The organism is Pseudoalteromonas espejiana DSM 9414, from assembly GCF_002221525.1.
GTDB classification, from domain to species: Bacteria; Pseudomonadota; Gammaproteobacteria; order Enterobacterales; family Alteromonadaceae; genus Pseudoalteromonas; species Pseudoalteromonas espejiana.
In genome coordinates, this window is the sequence record NZ_CP011028.1 from 2,174,930 (window position 1) to 2,191,377 (window position 16,448).

Genomic DNA, 16,448 nt, shown 5'->3' on the forward strand with positions numbered 1-16,448 from the left:
CGCATTAAAAAAGGGCATTTTAAATGCCCTTTTTTATTTTAATAATCGAACTTATAAAGCTTAGTGAGCTTGGTGCTTACCTTCTAAAATTTCTTCAATAAATTTAGCGTTAAATGCTTCTAAATCTGCGGGGCTTCTACTTGTTACTAAGCCTTGATCAACACTAACTTCTTCATCTACCCAATTTGCGCCAGCGTTAATTAAATCACTTTTAATACTTGGGAATGAAGTGACAGTGCGATCGCGTAATTTATTTATCTCGGCAAGTAGCCAAGGCGCGTGGCAAATAGCCGCTACAGGTTTATTTTTTTCGGCCCCAAAAAATCCATCTATAAAGGCCTTTGCGTGTTTATCTTGACGAAGAGAATCTGGGTTAAATAAACCGCCAGGCAACATAAGTGCATCGTAATCGCTGGCACTTGCATTAGTTACAAGCTTATCCACGCTTACTTTGTCGCCCCATTTGTCTTCGTCCCAACCGGTGATCTGACCTTCTTTAATAGATACTATTTCAATATCGGCACCTGCGTTTAATAAAGCATCTCGTGGAGATAACAGTTCACTTTGTTCAAAGCCATCTGTAGCTAAAATTGCAATTTTTTTGCCTTGTAAACGTGTGCTGGTTTGTAATGTAGTCATTTAGATCTCCTTATAACATTTTATAAAGTGTTCGAATCACGTTTATAAAAGCATAAGAAATGCCAACCTTAAATCATTGATAAATATAAATATTTATAATTAACATGACTAAAGGCATGTAAATCATTTAGAGGTTATGAATAATCTACACAAACCAGATACAACACAGCTTTAATACTCGATAATTAAAATACTGAAGCTTCGCTTTTCGCATGAACAAGTCCAGCGCCTACAACTTATGCTTGGCATTATGTTTATTCTTGTAGGCGTACTACTTATTGGTGTGATGGGCAAAGCCCAAAATTTTTATTTTAATAGCACCAAAAGGAACTAAGTAAACTTATTTAAAGAAGATCTTTTAATGCTTTAGCAGGTTTAAATACCGCTTTATTAGCGCCTTCTATTTCAATGGCCTCACCGGTTTGCGGATTACGTCCTGTACGTGCTGGGTAGTAACTTAATGCAAAGGTACCAAAACCATTTATTTGCACTTGGTCGCCTTCCGAGAGCGATTTAGTAATTACTTTTTGTAAGCTTGTTATGGCAGCTTGGCTGTCTTTTTTTGTAAGTTCACTGCTTTTGGCTATTTGGGCAATAAGTTGGGCTTTGTTCATGTTAGGCTCCTAAATGCACGCTTACTCAGGGTTGGTTAAGCGTAAGAATATGATGATGAATAAATAAAGCCACGCAGGCTAAGGCTTACAGGGCAACAAGTCAACCTTGATGTAGCCTATAAATAGTGGTAAAACCTTGTTGACTTCTTTTTGTATAATTTAGGTAGTATATGCACGCATTTATTGAATACATTCCGCTCATATTATTTTTTGCGGTATTTAAATTAGTAGATATTTACTGGGCCACAGGCCTTTTAATGGTCACTACGCTTATTCAAGTTGCGTATAGCTACTATAAGCATGGTACCGTCCCTACCCGCCAATGGCTGTTTTTTGGCATTGCCGCTGTATTTGGTACGCTTACGTTGGTATTACACGACGAGCAATATATTAAGTGGAAAGCCACCCTTATTTACGCAGGTTTAAGTTTAACGCTTCTTATCAGCCGCTACGCGCTAAATAAAAACCTAGTAAAAAAAGGATTAAGTTCAATACTCGAAAACGCGAACGATTCAAAACAAGAAATTTCCGTGCCAGAGCCGCTATGGAACAAACTTAACTTAATGTGGGTTGCTATAACGGCTGGTATTGCAGTGCTCAATATTTACATTGCTTATAATTTTTCGCTCGATTTTTGGGTTAACTTTAAAGTGTTTGGCTTAATGGGCATTACGTTTGTGAGTATTTTTGCCACCATTATTGCTTTATACAAATACCTACCAGATGAAGAAGAACCTGCTAAGTAAGTCCTTCTCGTCATAAAAGTGTCGTCTTTGCTTGTTAGTTTGTAAAAAAACGCAATCAGAGACGCCCTTGAACGCCAATCAATATCGCTGGTTTGAATTTACCCTTATATTTGTATTATTGCCTATAATAGGCTTTTCCCTTCGTAGTTATTTAGCTAATTGGCTAATACCCGCACTAATAGTTTTAATGAGTGTGTGCTGTATGTTGCTACTTAGCGACCCTCACTTTAAGCGCTTTAGACTCACAACCCTTGGGCAGTTTTCGGCAGTTAGACGCAGGCTTTTTAGTTTCTTTTTTTTAGGCGCCCTGTTTTCCGGCGTTTTTTACGGCATTATTCACCAAGAGAATTGGTTTAGCCTACCCCGAAACTCTTTTAACGACTGGCTATTACTCATTTTTTTATACCCGTTACTTTCGGTATTGCCGCAAGAACTAATATTTAGAACCTACTTTTTTCATCGTTATAAACGCATTATGCCCAGAAAAAATCTTCGTATTGTGGTTAGCGCCACGGTGTTTGCGCTTGCGCATGTAGTGTATGCAAATTGGGTAGCCGTAGGATTAGCATTTTTAGGCGGGTTGTTATTTTCGTTTACTTATGCGCAAAGCCGCTCAACCATAGTGTGCGTTATTGAGCATAGTTTATGGGGGTTATGGATGTTCACTTTAGGTATTGGCAGCTCGTTAGACTCAGGCGCTTTAAGCTAACAATATTTGGCTGCCAATTAAAAACAAAAAAGCCGCGTATAAACGCGGCTTTTGGTATGCTCATTTTTACTAAAAGCCAAATAGCTTTAAAGCAAAAAACTTTGTGGCAACCGTATTAATAAATATCACCAGTAGAATAATAGGGATAAACGTTGAAAGCGAAAAGTTAACGTATTTTTCCATAAAGCTGCCAGCGTATTTAGGCGAGCCTTGGCTTAGCTCTTGTGTTAAACGTGCTTTTTTCCAGCGGTACATTACAAACAAACACACCATTAAGCCATTTAGCGGTAAAATTGTGTCGTAAAATACATCATAAACAATATCAAAAAAGCTCTTATTTCCACCACCGTAACTGGTAAACGAAGTTAAGCTATCTACCATACCAAACGACATTGTACATAATATAGTTAATACACCTGTTGCTAAGGTTAAAATGCCAAGTGCTTTTTTACGGCTTATGCCCTTACGATCGCTTAACGTTGCAGTAGGTACTTCTACAATGGAAACCAGTGAAGTAATTGCTGCAAAAAATACTAATAAAAAGAACGAGAACGCAACGGCTGATGCGCCAAAGTAACCAATGTCGTTTTGTAGGGCTAATAGTATTTTTGGCAAGTATACAAATATCATTGAAACAGATGAGTCAGAAAGCGCGGCTGGGTCTGTATTTGGATCAAAGCTAAATATGGCGGGTAACACCATTAAACCCGCTACAAATGCCACTAACGAGTCGGTAATGGCAACCATTTTAGCACTACCTACTATGTCGTCTTTTTTAGAAATATAAGACGCGTAGGTCATTAATATACCCATACCTAACGAAAGTGAGAAAAACGCTTGGCTTAATGCACCATTAAGTACGCTTGCACTCATTTTAGAAAAATCAGGAATTACATAATACTTAACACCGGCCATTGCGTTATCAAGGGTAAGTACGTAAGCAACAAGTGCTAATAGCATTACAAACAGCGCAGGCATTAAAAATTTAGCCGCTTTTTCAATGCCTTGCTTAACCCCACCGAGCAAAATAAGGTTAACAATAATAACCACTACTGCCATATAACCAAACACAGTGTAGCTGTTAATAAAACTGCCAAAGTGGCTGGGATCGGCCAATATATCAAGGTTACCAACTGCGGTTTGGCTTAAATAGCCAAAAATCCACACAGTAATTACCATGTAAAATACAGCAATCATAAATGGCGTTAAAACCGCTAAGAACCCAGCAAACTTCCATTTTTTATCGTTATTAGCTAATGCTTTGTATGAACCAAGGGGATCTTTTTGAGCGTTACGCCCCATTGCCATTTCGGCCATCATTACTGGTAAACAAATAAAAGCAACAAACAAGGCGTAGACGAGTAAAAAAGCACCACCACCGTTTTTAGTTGCAGAAACAGGAAAACCTACTAAGTTGCCAATACCTACTGCCGAGCCTGCTGCAGCGAGTATAAAGCCAAGACGGGAGCTAAAGTGCTCTCTATTATTGCTCATGTATTAACCTTGTTATTTTTTAGTTATTCCAGCGACTCTACCAGTGTTATGCCGCGCTTTTCAAGCAATTACACGCTAAAAAAAATTAAATACTGTAAACCTAGCTTTAAAGGTAATTTGTTCACCAACGATCAACGTTGTGCTAGTATTTGCGTTATTAAAGTTAACATTTTTTTGAGAATTACTATGTTGTACATGATTTATTCAACCGACGTTGAAAACAGTTTATCGCTTAGAAAAGAAGCCCGCCCTGCCCATTTAGCGCGTTTAAGCGAACTAGACTCTCAAAACCGTTTATTTGTTGCGGGCCCGCTTCCTGCAATCGATAGTGAAGACCCTCAAGATGCTGGTTTTACCGGTTCATTAGTTATTGCTGAATTTGAGTCATTAGAAAAAGCACGTGAGTGGGCAGCAGCCGACCCATATGTTGCGGCAGGTGTGTATGCTAATTCAGTTGTTAAGCCCTATAAAAAAGTATTACCAGCGTAACGAACACCCTGAATTAAAACGTTAATTAATTCAGGGTTGGTTCACGGCAAATTAATTAAGCTAGCGGACGTAAAGCTCATATTAAACGTTTTTACTTGAGTTTTAGTAGCTTAGTTAATTAGAATAGCTGGGTTTGATCTAGGAGTTCCCGTCATGCGTGTATTATTAACCCTTGGTTTAATTGCTTGTATTAGCGTCAGTGGCGCCGTACACGCAAGTGCAACTGCTCATAAAGCAGTAAAAACTGAGATCAGTAAAAAGAAAGCCGTAATACTTGCAAAAGAAGAAACAGACGGTAAAACCTTAAAAATTACAGAACAAGCAAAATTTTATACTGTACGTATACTCAAATCTGACGGCCACGTCGTTGATTTACATATAAATAAAAAAACCGGCGAAGTGAAAAAGGATTAACAAATGCGAATTTTAGTTATAGAAGATGATTTACACTTAGCAGATAACCTACGTAATGCCTTAGAAAAAGAGCGTTACAGTGTAGATTTATGCCACGATGGTGAAGCAGGCCTTTTCCACATTACAGAATACCCGCTAGATATGGCGGTTGTTGATTTAGGTTTACCAAAAATTGATGGTATTGAGCTTATTAACAAAGCACGTGCACAAGGCGTAACAATCCCTATTTTAATTTTAACAGCACGCGACCGTTGGCAAGATAAAGTTGAAGGCCTTGATGCAGGTGCTGATGATTACTTAACTAAGCCATTTCATGTTGAAGAATTAATTGCACGTTGTAACGCGCTTATTCGTCGTAGTGCGGGTAAAGCAAACCCAGAAATGACTGCAGGTCCAATTAAAATTCATACTCGTTCACAACAAGTATGGGTTGATGATAAAGAACTTAGCCTTACAGCATATGAGTACAAAGTACTTGAATACTTAATGGTTAACCCGCAAAAAGTAATTTCTAAGTCAGAACTTACTGAACATATTTACGACCAAGATTTCGATCTTGATTCTAACGTAATCGAAGTATTTGTACTGCGCTTACGCAAAAAATTAGACCCTGAAGGCACATTAAACCCAGTAGAGACACTACGTGGGCGTGGTTACAGGCTTAAAAGCCAGTGGTAGCAGCACAAATATCGCTTAAAATAAGGCAAGGATTTATCCTTGTCTTTGTTTTAATAGTGGCACTGCCCATTTTATTTTATTCCATTGGTAAAGCCTATTATGCTTCGCTTGTGGAAACCACCGAAAAAAACTTAGAAGCCCACTTATACTCCCTCATTTCTGAAGTCGACTTTACTGAGCGCGGCATCATTATGCCCAGCACTATTTTAACGCCAGAATTAAATAACCTTAACTCAGATACTTACGCAATGATTTACCGTGATGATGTGCCTGTGTGGCATTCAGAGTCAGCAGTAAATGTAAACTTTAAACCTGAGTATATTGAGCCTAAAGCCGGTGCTGCTGATTTTAGACGCGTTGTTTACAATAATGCGGTGTACTGGCAACTTAGCTTAACGGTTATTTTAAATAATATTGATCAGTCAGAGCAGGCCCGTTTTATTTTATTAAAACGAAACGATGCGCTCTTGCGCCTTATGGATGGCTTTAAGCAAACCTTAGTAGACTGGATGTTTATTATGGGTATTGCGATTGCAGCCTTAATGGCGATTGGCTTTATTTGGAGTGGCAGACCGCTGCAACGCCTAGATAAAGAAATAAAAGCGATTGAATCGGGCGATATTCAAGAGATTAAAGGCCTTTACCCTGTTGAGTTACAAACAATTAAGTCTGACCTAAATTTATTACTTGAGTCGCAACAACGACAAAAAGAGCGTTACAGAGCCTCTTTAAGCGATTTAGCACATGCACTTAAAACACCACTTGCCGTTTTAAAATCAAGCCCGCTTGCAAACGATGCCGATGCACAAGAGCAACTTGATAGAATTAATGTGATGATCGAACATCAGTTAAAACGCGCTGCAACGGGTGCATCTGACACATGGAAAAAACAAACCCCAGTTAAGCCTGTGGTTGATTCTATTTTAAGTGCCATGTCTAAAGTGTACCGCGATAAAGACATTATATTTAATTGCACAGTAACCGATAAAGATTACTTTTTAGGGGACCAAACCGACTTAATGGAATTATTGGGTAACTTAATTGATAACGCCTGTAAAGCATGTCGCTCGCAAGTAGAAGTACAAGTAATCCAAAGCAAAACACTGTGCATTGGTATAAGTGACGACGGCCCTGGTGTACCAGAGGATAAACGCGAGTCTTTATTAACCCGAGGAACGCGCCTTGATACATACGAAAGCGGGCACGGTGTCGGAATGGCTATCGTATCTGACTTAGTTAAATCGTATAACGGTAATTTAACTATTAATAAGTCTGATACGTTAGGCGGTGCACAATTTATTTTAGAGTTTGATTACAATGACAAAAAGTAGTATTTCGGTTGCGCTTGTTAGCTTTATAACCTTCTCAGGGCATGTGTATGCTCAGCAAGGGTGCCAACTTGAGCACAATGCAACGCCAAGCCAAACTAAGCTTTATACACAGTGCTTGGATACGAAAATAAATCAAGCAAAGTATACTCAGGGTACATGGATTCAAAAGCGTAAGTACGAGCTAACAAAGTTAGAAGAGCAAAGCGGTAATACTCAAGTACTATCATTATTTTTAAGAAGCGTTAGCAACCACGAAAAATACATAGAGGCGAGCTGCCAATGGCGATATATATTAAAACTGCCCAATGCAAGCAAAGCCGCAATTGACTATAAACTGTGTGAGTTAGACCTTATTGAGCAATTTACTAACGTATTAAAAACACCTATTTAAATAGGTGAAATTTATAAAGCGATTAATGAGTTTCATTAATCGCTTTTTTGTGTGTATTAATTTTTAATATTTTCCCCTGTGCCAAGCAACGTCGCTACCCAGCGTCCTTCGTCACTTGCCTCAAGCGCAATTTTTACAATCATCGTTAGCGGAACCGACAGCAACATACCCACAGTGCCGAGCAGCCAGCCCCAAAATATTAACGACAAAAATACCACCAAGGTAGAAAGCCCTAGCCCTTTGCCCATAAATTTTGGCTCTACAATATTACCCATTACAGTGTTAATTGTTAAATAACCGGCCCCTACAAGCCCCGCTGTTAATGGTCCTTGTGTAATAAGTGCTAATAGCACGGCAGGCACAGCTGCAATGATAGAGCCGATATTAGGAATGTAATTAAACATAAAGGCAAGCACGCCCCAAAGTACAAAGTAATCAACATCTAAAATCCATAAGTAAAAGGCAGCAATTATCCCCGTGCCTAAACTAACTAAGGTTTTAATAGCTAAGTAAGAGTTAATAGAAACCAAAAACCGGTCAATTTGCTCCATTTTGCGATCAGGGTCGGCCAACGCCATATGAATTTTTTTGCTAAGCGTGGGGCCTTCAAATAACATAAATACAACTGTTAAAATAATCAGAAACATATTTGCCATAACCCCACCTAAGCCAGTGAGCATATTAGTGGCTACATCAACCATTTTACCAGGATCAAACATTGATAGAATTTGATCTCTATCGATTAAAATATTGTATTGCGAGGCTAAATCCACCAGCCATACAAACTCTTCTTGAAGCTTTGCTTTATATTCAGGAAGTTGTTGTGAAAAGTCGTTAACTGATTGCCCCACAAGCCCACCTAGGCTTACCCCAAGGCCAACAATAATAAGCACCACAAGTACAACAGCAATCCCTTTGGGGATGCGGTAGCGACCAAAAAAACTGATTAACGGGTTGCATACTATGGCTATAAAAGCTGCCAAAATAAACGGGATTATTATCACGCTCGCGGCTTTAATGCCGGCTAACACAACCACTAGAGCTGCAAAAATGATTAAGCTTTTATTTACGCCAGTTAAACTTGCCAACGCTTCAATCCTTTTGTTTTAAAATTCGCCTTAGTGTAAGGCAAAAACTAATTAAATGAAATATTTACAAAGTGATCGTTGTTTTTAAAATCACGTAATAATTTGCAATAACAGATTTTAAATAGTATACATTTTAAACACTTCGTGTACTTATATTTGGTAAGGTTACTATGCATATATTTTTTACAGGTGCCACTGGGTTAATTGGCAAACACTTAACCCCTTTTTTATTACATCATCACAAAGTAACCGTACTTAGCCGCAACAAAACTAAAGCACATGTGCTATTAGGCCATAATATTGATGTTGTTACCGCCGTGGTAGATATTGATTTTAACAATATTGATGTTGTTATTAACCTCGCCGGCGAACCAATCGTTAATAAACGCTGGACCCAATCACAAAAGCAAATTATTAGAGACTCTCGCATAAAGCTCACTGAACATATTAGTGATGCCATTGTAAAGTGTGCTACACCTCCCACCACGTTTATATCTGGCAGTGCTATTGGATACTACGGCAGGCAAGGCGATACGCCTGTTGATGAAACCACCCATAAAGTACATGATGAGTTTAGCCATCAACTATGCAAAGATTGGGAGCACGCTGCGCTTAAAGCACAAAGTGATAAAACCCGAGTTTGCTTATTACGCACGGGTATTGTGTTAAGCAAACAAGGCGGTGCACTAAGCAAAATGCTACCTGCGTTTAAGTTTTTTTTAGGCGGCCCGATTGGCGATGGTAAGCAAGGTATGTCGTGGATACATATTGATGACATGATTCAGCTTATTTTATTTATTATTAAACATAAAGAGGTGTCTGGGCCCGTTAATGCAACTGCGCCAGCTCCTGTAAGTAATAAAGTATTTAGTAAAAGCTTAGCAAGTGCCCTTTCTCGCCCTGCAGCACTCACAATGCCTGCGGGCGTATTAAAAGTGTTAATGGGTGAAATGTCTGATTTGCTTATTACAGGCCAATATGTGATCCCTAAAGTGGCGCTGGATCATAACTACCGGTTTCACTTTACTGATATTGATTCAGCCCTCAGCAGCTTGATTAAATAGGTGTATTCAGCATAGATACACCTAAAAACGGTTATAAAACTACTACTTTAAGCTAGCTTGTTATAATTAATACAAGCCTTAGTATTTAGCCAAAGTTTAAAATAGTCATTTAATAATAAAAGTACCCTTCCCTATGCTGCACTTGCCCACCGTTATAAGCCTTTCTTTTATTTTGAACCTGATAATCGGGCTGTATTTTGTTTCGGTGTACAAATATAGAAGACAAACCAGTTTTTTATACTTTGGGCTTTCGTGTTTTTCTTTCACAGTAGCGATTGTACTAGCCAGTTTACGCCTTGTTGTTAGCTTACCCATAATAACGCACTACGTGGCTGATATATTTATTATTAGCTGCCCGCTTTTATTAGCATGGGGATTAAATTGCCTTAATACGCAAACACAATTAAAACTAAAAAAAAGCGTCTTCGTTTTTACTGTAATTGCAGGGCTATTACTTGCTACTTACCATTCAATGCTCGGAAAATTTATTACAAGTATCAGTGTCGCTGGCGCATTTTTATATGCATCAGTAATTGTGAATAAAACCTGCTTTGTTGCTAAATTTCAGCAGCGCCTGCTTATAACCTGCTTAAGCGTTCATGCTTTAATTATGCTGTTTCAAAGTGGTTTAATCATAGCTCCCTTCATCGTTGAAATGAATATAACTACTGAGCCACAATTACAAATAATTTTAGCCATACACTTAATTTTAGCCACCACTGCTGCATTAATATTACCATTTTTAGTTTCTGCTAATGCCGAGCATAACTTAAGTACGCTCGCTAACCACGACCCACTCACACAATTGCTAAACAGCCGCGGCTTTTACTCCATAGCTAATAATTTATTTAATAAAAATAATAGCGAGCAATCTTTAGCCGTTATTATGCTTGATATAGATTTTTTTAAGCGGGTAAATGATGAGTTCGGGCATGATGCAGGCGACGAAGCGCTAAAATGGGTTTCGCAGCACTTAAAAGAATTATTTTCAAAAACCGCGATCACAGCGCGTGTAGGCGGTGAAGAGTTTGCAATTTTGCTCAACCACAGTAGCTTAAACGACGCGCAATTAGCCGCCGAGAAGCTTAGAAAAAATATTAAGCAATATCCATTTAACTATTATGGCAATGCAATTTATTTAAGAGTAAGCGCAGGTGTTGCCTGTAGCAATGCTAATACCGCTTCATTTAAATCATTGTTAAATATTGCCGATAAGCACTTATACGTAGCCAAAAAAACCGGCAGAGATAAAGTTATTTATAACTCAGAGTTAAACCCGTTTGTGCATAAGCAAACTGTATCCATATAAAAAAAGCCCTTCAATAGAAGGGCTTTGACATACACACTAAACTTTTAAAACTAGTCACACTTAAGCGTTGCATCATCCGCTTTATTTGGCACAAACTGAATATTTGCAACCGATACAGAAGCTTTAACATTTGCATGTAAGCTAAATGGGCTGGTGAGGCTTGCAAAATCGACCCCTTTATCAGCATAACAACGTAAATCTACCGATACCGACTGCCATGTGTTTTCAATTGATTTATTAACCATTTCTGTCAGCGCAATCGCTCCACCACACTCACCTGAGCAGGTCATGGCAAGCTTTATATCGTCTGTTAGTGGCTCATTAAGTTTAATATCAAAGCTAATTACGCCATTGGCTTCTAGGTAAGTAATGGTGTCTTCTGCAAAACTTGTTACTATTTCGGCACTGGCTGGCTGCTTACCGCTAAAGTTAAATTGGCGGGCATCTTCTTGTACTGTTTTATCTTCTGTACGGTATTTAAGTGCACCAAGCTGATGCGTACTACTTGATACATCTAACAGCTCGTCGCCCGACTTAAGTAATAAACGCCAAGGGGCCACAGGGGCACCCACTAAAATATCCATATTGGTAAGCGCTGAATTATCTAATTTAGAGTCTTCGTCTAAATCATCGGCCAATACATTTTTATCGCCATAAGTTAAGCCAAAGCCGTACGGTAATAATGGGCTGTAATCGTCATCACCTTTATTAACGGTGGCTTGTACTGCAGTTTTTGGCCACGAAAAAGAAAGCTTACCGCTAAAGTTATGTTGAATAGTGCCATCTTTAGCTTTTAAAATAACATCAGCAATACCTGCGCCTTCTGTACCTGGCAACCAAGCCGCTACAAACGCATCAGATGCATTTAGCTCGCTATTAACCCACATAGGGCGACCCGATATAAATACCGACACAACCGGTATGCCTTGTGCTTTTAATGACGTTAAAAGTGCTAAAGATTTTTTATTACCGCGTTCAAACTCTAGGTTATCCCTATCGCCATGGCCTTCTGCGTATGGCTCTTCGCCAAATACAACAATGGCTACATCTGGACGTTGCTCAAACGAACCATCAGCACTTAATATGGCTTTACCACCTGCGGCTGAGATTTGATCTTCAAGCCCTTTGTAAATTGATGTTGCCCCAGGGAAATCAGCATTTTTATTATTTGTACCCTGCCATGTTATACTCCACCCGCCCGACTGCTTGCCTATGTTATCGGCGCCATCGCCCGCAACAAGTACGGTTTGATTTGCTGAAAGTGGTAATATGTTGTTTTTATTTTTAAGTAATACCAGTGACTCACGAACCGCTTGACGCGCAACATCGCGGTGTTGCTGTGCACCAATTAGCTCTGTTTTACCCGAAAACTGACGCTTAGCTGGGCTTGGCTTATCAAATAAGCCGGCACGTAATTTAACGCGTAAAATTCTTGCTACCGCATCATCAATACGCGACATGCTGATTTCACCAGACTTAACTTGCGCAATTGTGTTCTCGTACAAAGGCTTCCAAGCACCGGTTGGTACCATAAAAATATCAAGCCCTGCATTAACCGCTTGCGCGCAGCTTTCGTTTGTACAGCCTTCAATTTGGCCATGGCCATTCCAGTCACCAACAACAAACCCATCAAAACCCATACGTGTTTTTAGTACGTCCGTTAATAAGTATTTATTACCGTGGTTTTTAACGCCGTTCCAGCTATTAAAAGACGCCATTACCGATTGACTACCTGCCGATAACCCACCAACGTAACCTTGGGCGTGTATATCAAACAAATCTTGTTCGCTGTCGATATTATTACCTTGGTCATCGCCATCTACCGTTCCGCCATCACCTAAAAAGTGCTTAACGGTACTAATAACGCGCTTATCACTTAAAAAGTCGCCATCAGCTTTGCCTTGTAAACCATTTACAATGGCAGCAGAGTAATCACGTACTATTTGAGGGTCTTCAGAGTATCCTTCGTACGTTCTTCCCCAGCGATCATCGCGAACAACAGCAACAGTAGGAGCAAATACCCAGTCAATACCTGTTGCCATTACTTCTACCGCGGTAATAGATGCAATTTGCTCTATTAATTCAGGATTATTAGCCGCGCCTAAACCAATGTTATGTGGAAATAAGGTCGCGCCAATTACATTATTATGACCATGTACCGCATCAGTGCCCCACATTGTCGGAATGTTAGTGCCATCAAGCGAGTCATCTACAGAGGCTTGGTAAAAACTCTCTGCCAGTGCAACCCAATCCATAGGTGTTGCGTGTTTGTCGCCATTAGGAAATGCACCACCACCGTTAAGGTATGAACCAAAGCCATATTTGCGCATGTCTTCAACGGTAATATCACGAATTTCTGGTTGAATCATTTGCGCTACTTTTTGCTCAAGTGTCATCGTTTTTAAATAATCCGCAATTTTGGCTTCAATTGCTGGGTCTTGTTTTACGGCAATATTAAGTTTTGGCCAAATTTGCTCTGTTTTAGATAACGCATTATTAGTTTCAGGGGTTGTTGTCGCTTCATTTGAACAAGCCGATAGACTACCTAGTGATGCAATTAAAGTGGCAAGTGCTATTTTGTTAAGTGTAAAAGGGGTTTTCATTATAGAGTCTCCTGAGCTTGAACTGGTTTGCTTCCGCTTAAACCATAAAACACGATAAATATGTAACATAAAATAGGTAAAATATACGAAAGTTGAACACCCACATTATCAGCAAGCGCCCCTTGTAAAAGTGGCACTATTGCCCCGCCTACAATCGCCAAGCACAAAATGCCAGAGCCCTGCGCGGTATGCTTACCAAGTCCATTTAACGCTAAACTAAAAATAGTGGGGAACATAATAGAATTGAATAAACCAACCAATAAAATTGACCACATAGCTAACTGACCCGACGTACTCATAGCAATAACCACTAAAATAATAGCCATGCTTGCGTTAAAGCCAAGTACTTTACCAGCGGGTAATTTTTGCATTACAGCAGCACCAATAAAGCGCCCTACCATAGCACCACCAAAATAATAAGTGATGTAATGAGCGGCAACATGCTCTTTTAAACCGGCTATATTTTCTTGTGCTAAAAAGCTGACTAAAAAGCTGCCAATAGCTACCTCTGCACCTACATACATAAATATACCCACAGCACCGAGTGTTAAGTGGCGGTATTGCCATGCACTGCCCTCAATTGTATCTGACTTTTGTGCGGCTTCTTTTTGCTCACTCATTATGTCTGGTAATTTAAGCCATGCAAAAATACCGGCTAGTAAAATAAGCATGCCTGCTAAAAGTAAATAAGGAAGTTGTACCGACTCTGCATTTTGCGCCGGTGTTAAAAACGCCTCAGAGGCAGAGTCAAGAATCAAAAATGCACCAAATGTAGGGGCAACCGTCGTGCCTAGCGCATTAAATGCTTGCGTTAAGGTAAGGCGAGAAGACGCTGTTTTAGGCGCGCCCAATAAACTAACATATGGGTTAGCAGAGACCTGCAGCAATGTTATTCCGCTTGCTAACACAAACAAAGCAAACAAAAACACCGGATAATTGTGCATAGCGGCTGCGGGGTAAAAAAGTATGCAGCCTAATGCTGCAATGAGCAGCCCAACCACTATTCCTTTTTTATAACCAAGCTTTTTAACAATATAGCCACTAGGCAAAGACATTAAAAAGTAAGCGCCAAAAAAGCAAAATTGCACAAGCATGGCTTGCACATAAGTAAGGTTAAATACTGCTTTTAAGTGCGGTATTAAAATATCATTTAAGCAGGTTATAAACCCCCACATAAAAAATAATGTAGTTAAAGACGTTAATGCAAAACCATAGTTTTTATCTTGGTAGCTTTGCGACTGTGTGTGTGTCGTCAATGGTGCTGAACTTGCCATGTGCTCTCCGCAATTTATTATTATAAATTAATACAAAAATCGTTATTAATAATTGCCCAGTAACACAGCAGTATTAAAGAGTTGACCTTCGTATCAATTAACACTAATCTAAAAATGTAAGCGCTTTCACGTGTAATTAAATACGAACATGTAACATATTTCAACAAGTTTTATTTTTTTATAAACCCGCGCTACAGCTTCATCGCAGTAAATACAGTGGCTATTTATGCATTTAAGGTTTAAAAAGGTTTGTTACTAATGACAAAATTATCGTTACCATCTCATTCACCTCTATTAACAAAAAACTTTGTTTATGGTGTGGCTACGGCATCATTTCAAATTGAAGGCGGGTTTGAACATCGCCTCCCCTGCATTTGGGACACCTTTTGCGATACCCCAAATAAAATAGCCGATAGTTCAAACGGTCATGTTGCTTGCGATCATTACAACCAGTGGCAAAACGACATTGAATTAATAGACTCGTTAGGTGTTGATGCGTATAGACTTTCTATTTCTTGGCCGCGTGTTATTACCTTATCGGGTGAGCTCAACCCTGTGGGCGTAAAGTTTTATACTGATATTCTTGATGAGCTTAACAAACGCAATATTAAAGCCTTTGTTACTCTTTACCATTGGGATTTACCACAGCACCTAGAAGACGATGGTGGCTGGTTAAATCGTAAAACAGCATACGCGTTTGCACAGTATGTAAAGCTTATTACATCAGCATTTGGTAATCGTGTGTTTTCATATGCAACGCTTAACGAGCCATTTTGCAGTGCATTTTTAGGTTACGAGGTGGGTATACATGCCCCAGGGTTAGTCGGTAAACAGTACGGTAAAAAATCGGCGCACCATTTATTACTTGCCCATGGTTTAGCAATGGATGTGCTAAAGCAAACTTCTCCGGATACACAAAATGGCATTGTCCTTAATTTTACACCTTGCTATCCATTGACCCAATCACAAGAGGACATTGACGCTGCAAGTTATGCCGATGATTATTTAAATCAATGGTACATGAAACCAATAATGGACGGTCAATACCCTGGCATTATTGAGCAGCTACCACAAAGCCATAAACCAGACATACACCCTGGTGATATGGAAATTATTTCACAGTCTATTGATTACTTAGGTATTAACTTTTATACCCGCCAAGTATATAAAGCCCATCCGAGTGATATATACGAGCCACTTGCGCCACAAGGCCCGTTAACCGACATGGGCTGGGAAATTTACCCACAATCGTTTACCGATTTACTAATAACTCTCAATAAAACTTATACTTTGCCGCCTATTTACATTACTGAAAATGGCGCAGCAATGCCCGACACCATTAACAATGGCGAAGTAAACGATTTAGACCGATTAAACTATTACAACAGCCACTTAAATGCGGTGCATAATGCCTCAGAGCAAGGTGTTAATATTATTGGTTACTTTGCTTGGAGCTTAATGGATAATTTTGAATGGGCAGAAGGCTATTTAAAACGCTTTGGCATTGTTTACGTTGATTATAAAACTCAGCAACGTACTATAAAAGCCAGTGGCCAAGCTTATAAAAACTTAATACAAAGCCGTAAGTAACCAATGAAATCTATT

General features: G+C 39.3%; 16 protein-coding genes. 10 read left to right on the plus strand and 6 right to left on the minus strand.

Features of this window, described 5'->3' with window-relative positions; all coding sequences use genetic code 11:
• Nucleotides 1–60: 60 nt before the first annotated feature.
• Nucleotides 61–639: a type 1 glutamine amidotransferase domain-containing protein gene (locus tag PESP_RS09900; protein WP_089347883.1), complete on the minus strand. Its 579-nt coding sequence runs from the start codon at nucleotides 637–639 to the stop codon at nucleotides 61–63.
• A 344-nt stretch (nucleotides 640–983) separates the two neighbouring features.
• Entirely contained in the window at nucleotides 984–1,253 is a 270-nt protein-coding gene (locus tag PESP_RS09905; RefSeq protein WP_089347884.1) for an HU family DNA-binding protein, read from the minus strand.
• A 170-nt stretch (nucleotides 1,254–1,423) separates the two neighbouring features.
• Here PESP_RS09905 and PESP_RS09910 point away from each other — a divergent pair, with 170 nt between their 5' ends.
• Complete coding sequence (locus PESP_RS09910; protein ID WP_089347885.1) at nucleotides 1,424–1,999, plus strand: inner membrane-spanning protein YciB; 576 nt, start codon at nucleotides 1,424–1,426, stop codon at nucleotides 1,997–1,999.
• 67 nt (nucleotides 2,000–2,066) lie between these two features.
• Nucleotides 2,067–2,708 (plus strand): CPBP family intramembrane glutamic endopeptidase, encoded by a 642-nt coding sequence (locus PESP_RS09915; protein WP_089349141.1) that lies wholly within the window; start codon nucleotides 2,067–2,069, stop codon nucleotides 2,706–2,708.
• 69 nt (nucleotides 2,709–2,777) lie between these two features.
• On the opposite strand, the gene PESP_RS09920 is transcribed toward PESP_RS09915, so the two are convergent.
• Entirely contained in the window at nucleotides 2,778–4,202 is a 1,425-nt protein-coding gene (locus tag PESP_RS09920) for a sodium-dependent transporter (RefSeq protein ID WP_089347886.1), read from the minus strand.
• Between the two features lie 186 nt (nucleotides 4,203–4,388).
• On the opposite strand from PESP_RS09920, the gene PESP_RS09925 reads away from it, so the two are divergent.
• From PESP_RS09925 to PESP_RS09945, 5 genes are all read left to right on the plus strand, one after another.
• The gene (locus tag PESP_RS09925) at nucleotides 4,389–4,691 is read left to right on the plus strand and encodes a YciI family protein (RefSeq protein WP_089349142.1); all 303 of its coding nucleotides are present in this window, start codon (nucleotides 4,389–4,391) and stop codon (nucleotides 4,689–4,691) included.
• Between the two features lie 153 nt (nucleotides 4,692–4,844).
• Nucleotides 4,845–5,105: a PepSY domain-containing protein gene (locus PESP_RS09930; protein WP_089347887.1), complete on the plus strand. Its 261-nt coding sequence runs from the start codon at nucleotides 4,845–4,847 to the stop codon at nucleotides 5,103–5,105.
• A 3-nt stretch (nucleotides 5,106–5,108) separates the two neighbouring features.
• A complete protein-coding gene (locus PESP_RS09935) occupies nucleotides 5,109–5,783 on the plus strand; it encodes a response regulator transcription factor (RefSeq protein ID WP_089347888.1) in 675 nt (224 codons plus the stop codon).
• Nucleotides 5,777–7,114, plus strand: a complete 1,338-nt coding sequence (locus PESP_RS09940; RefSeq protein WP_089347889.1) for an ATP-binding protein — start codon at nucleotides 5,777–5,779, stop codon at nucleotides 7,112–7,114. Before PESP_RS09935 ends, PESP_RS09940 begins: the two co-directional genes overlap by 7 nt.
• Complete coding sequence (locus PESP_RS09945) at nucleotides 7,101–7,505, plus strand: hypothetical protein (protein ID WP_089347890.1); 405 nt, start codon at nucleotides 7,101–7,103, stop codon at nucleotides 7,503–7,505. Before PESP_RS09940 ends, PESP_RS09945 begins: the two co-directional genes overlap by 14 nt.
• 56 nt (nucleotides 7,506–7,561) lie before the next feature.
• Here the strand turns inward: PESP_RS09945 and PESP_RS09950 are convergent, their stop codons facing one another.
• Nucleotides 7,562–8,593 (minus strand): AI-2E family transporter, encoded by a 1,032-nt coding sequence (locus PESP_RS09950; RefSeq protein ID WP_089347891.1) that lies wholly within the window; start codon nucleotides 8,591–8,593, stop codon nucleotides 7,562–7,564.
• 170 nt (nucleotides 8,594–8,763) lie between these two features.
• On the opposite strand from PESP_RS09950, the gene PESP_RS09955 reads away from it, so the two are divergent.
• Both PESP_RS09955 and PESP_RS09960 read left to right on the plus strand, forming a co-directional pair.
• Nucleotides 8,764–9,657 (plus strand): TIGR01777 family oxidoreductase, encoded by an 894-nt coding sequence (locus tag PESP_RS09955; RefSeq protein ID WP_089347892.1) that lies wholly within the window; start codon nucleotides 8,764–8,766, stop codon nucleotides 9,655–9,657.
• Between the two features lie 328 nt (nucleotides 9,658–9,985).
• Nucleotides 9,986–10,966: a GGDEF domain-containing protein gene (locus PESP_RS09960; protein ID WP_245852057.1), complete on the plus strand. Its 981-nt coding sequence runs from the start codon at nucleotides 9,986–9,988 to the stop codon at nucleotides 10,964–10,966.
• 50 nt (nucleotides 10,967–11,016) lie between these two features.
• Here PESP_RS09960 and PESP_RS09965 read toward each other — a convergent pair whose 3' ends face one another.
• Complete coding sequence (locus tag PESP_RS09965; protein WP_089347894.1) at nucleotides 11,017–13,569, minus strand: glycoside hydrolase family 3 protein; 2,553 nt, start codon at nucleotides 13,567–13,569, stop codon at nucleotides 11,017–11,019.
• Nucleotides 13,569–14,843: a sugar MFS transporter gene (locus PESP_RS09970; protein ID WP_089347895.1), complete on the minus strand. Its 1,275-nt coding sequence runs from the start codon at nucleotides 14,841–14,843 to the stop codon at nucleotides 13,569–13,571. Before PESP_RS09970 ends, PESP_RS09965 begins: the two co-directional genes overlap by 1 nt.
• Before the next feature lie 258 nt (nucleotides 14,844–15,101).
• Here PESP_RS09970 and PESP_RS09975 point away from each other — a divergent pair, with 258 nt between their 5' ends.
• Nucleotides 15,102–16,433, plus strand: a complete 1,332-nt coding sequence (locus tag PESP_RS09975; protein WP_089347896.1) for a GH1 family beta-glucosidase — start codon at nucleotides 15,102–15,104, stop codon at nucleotides 16,431–16,433.
• Nucleotides 16,434–16,448 lie beyond the last annotated feature (15 nt).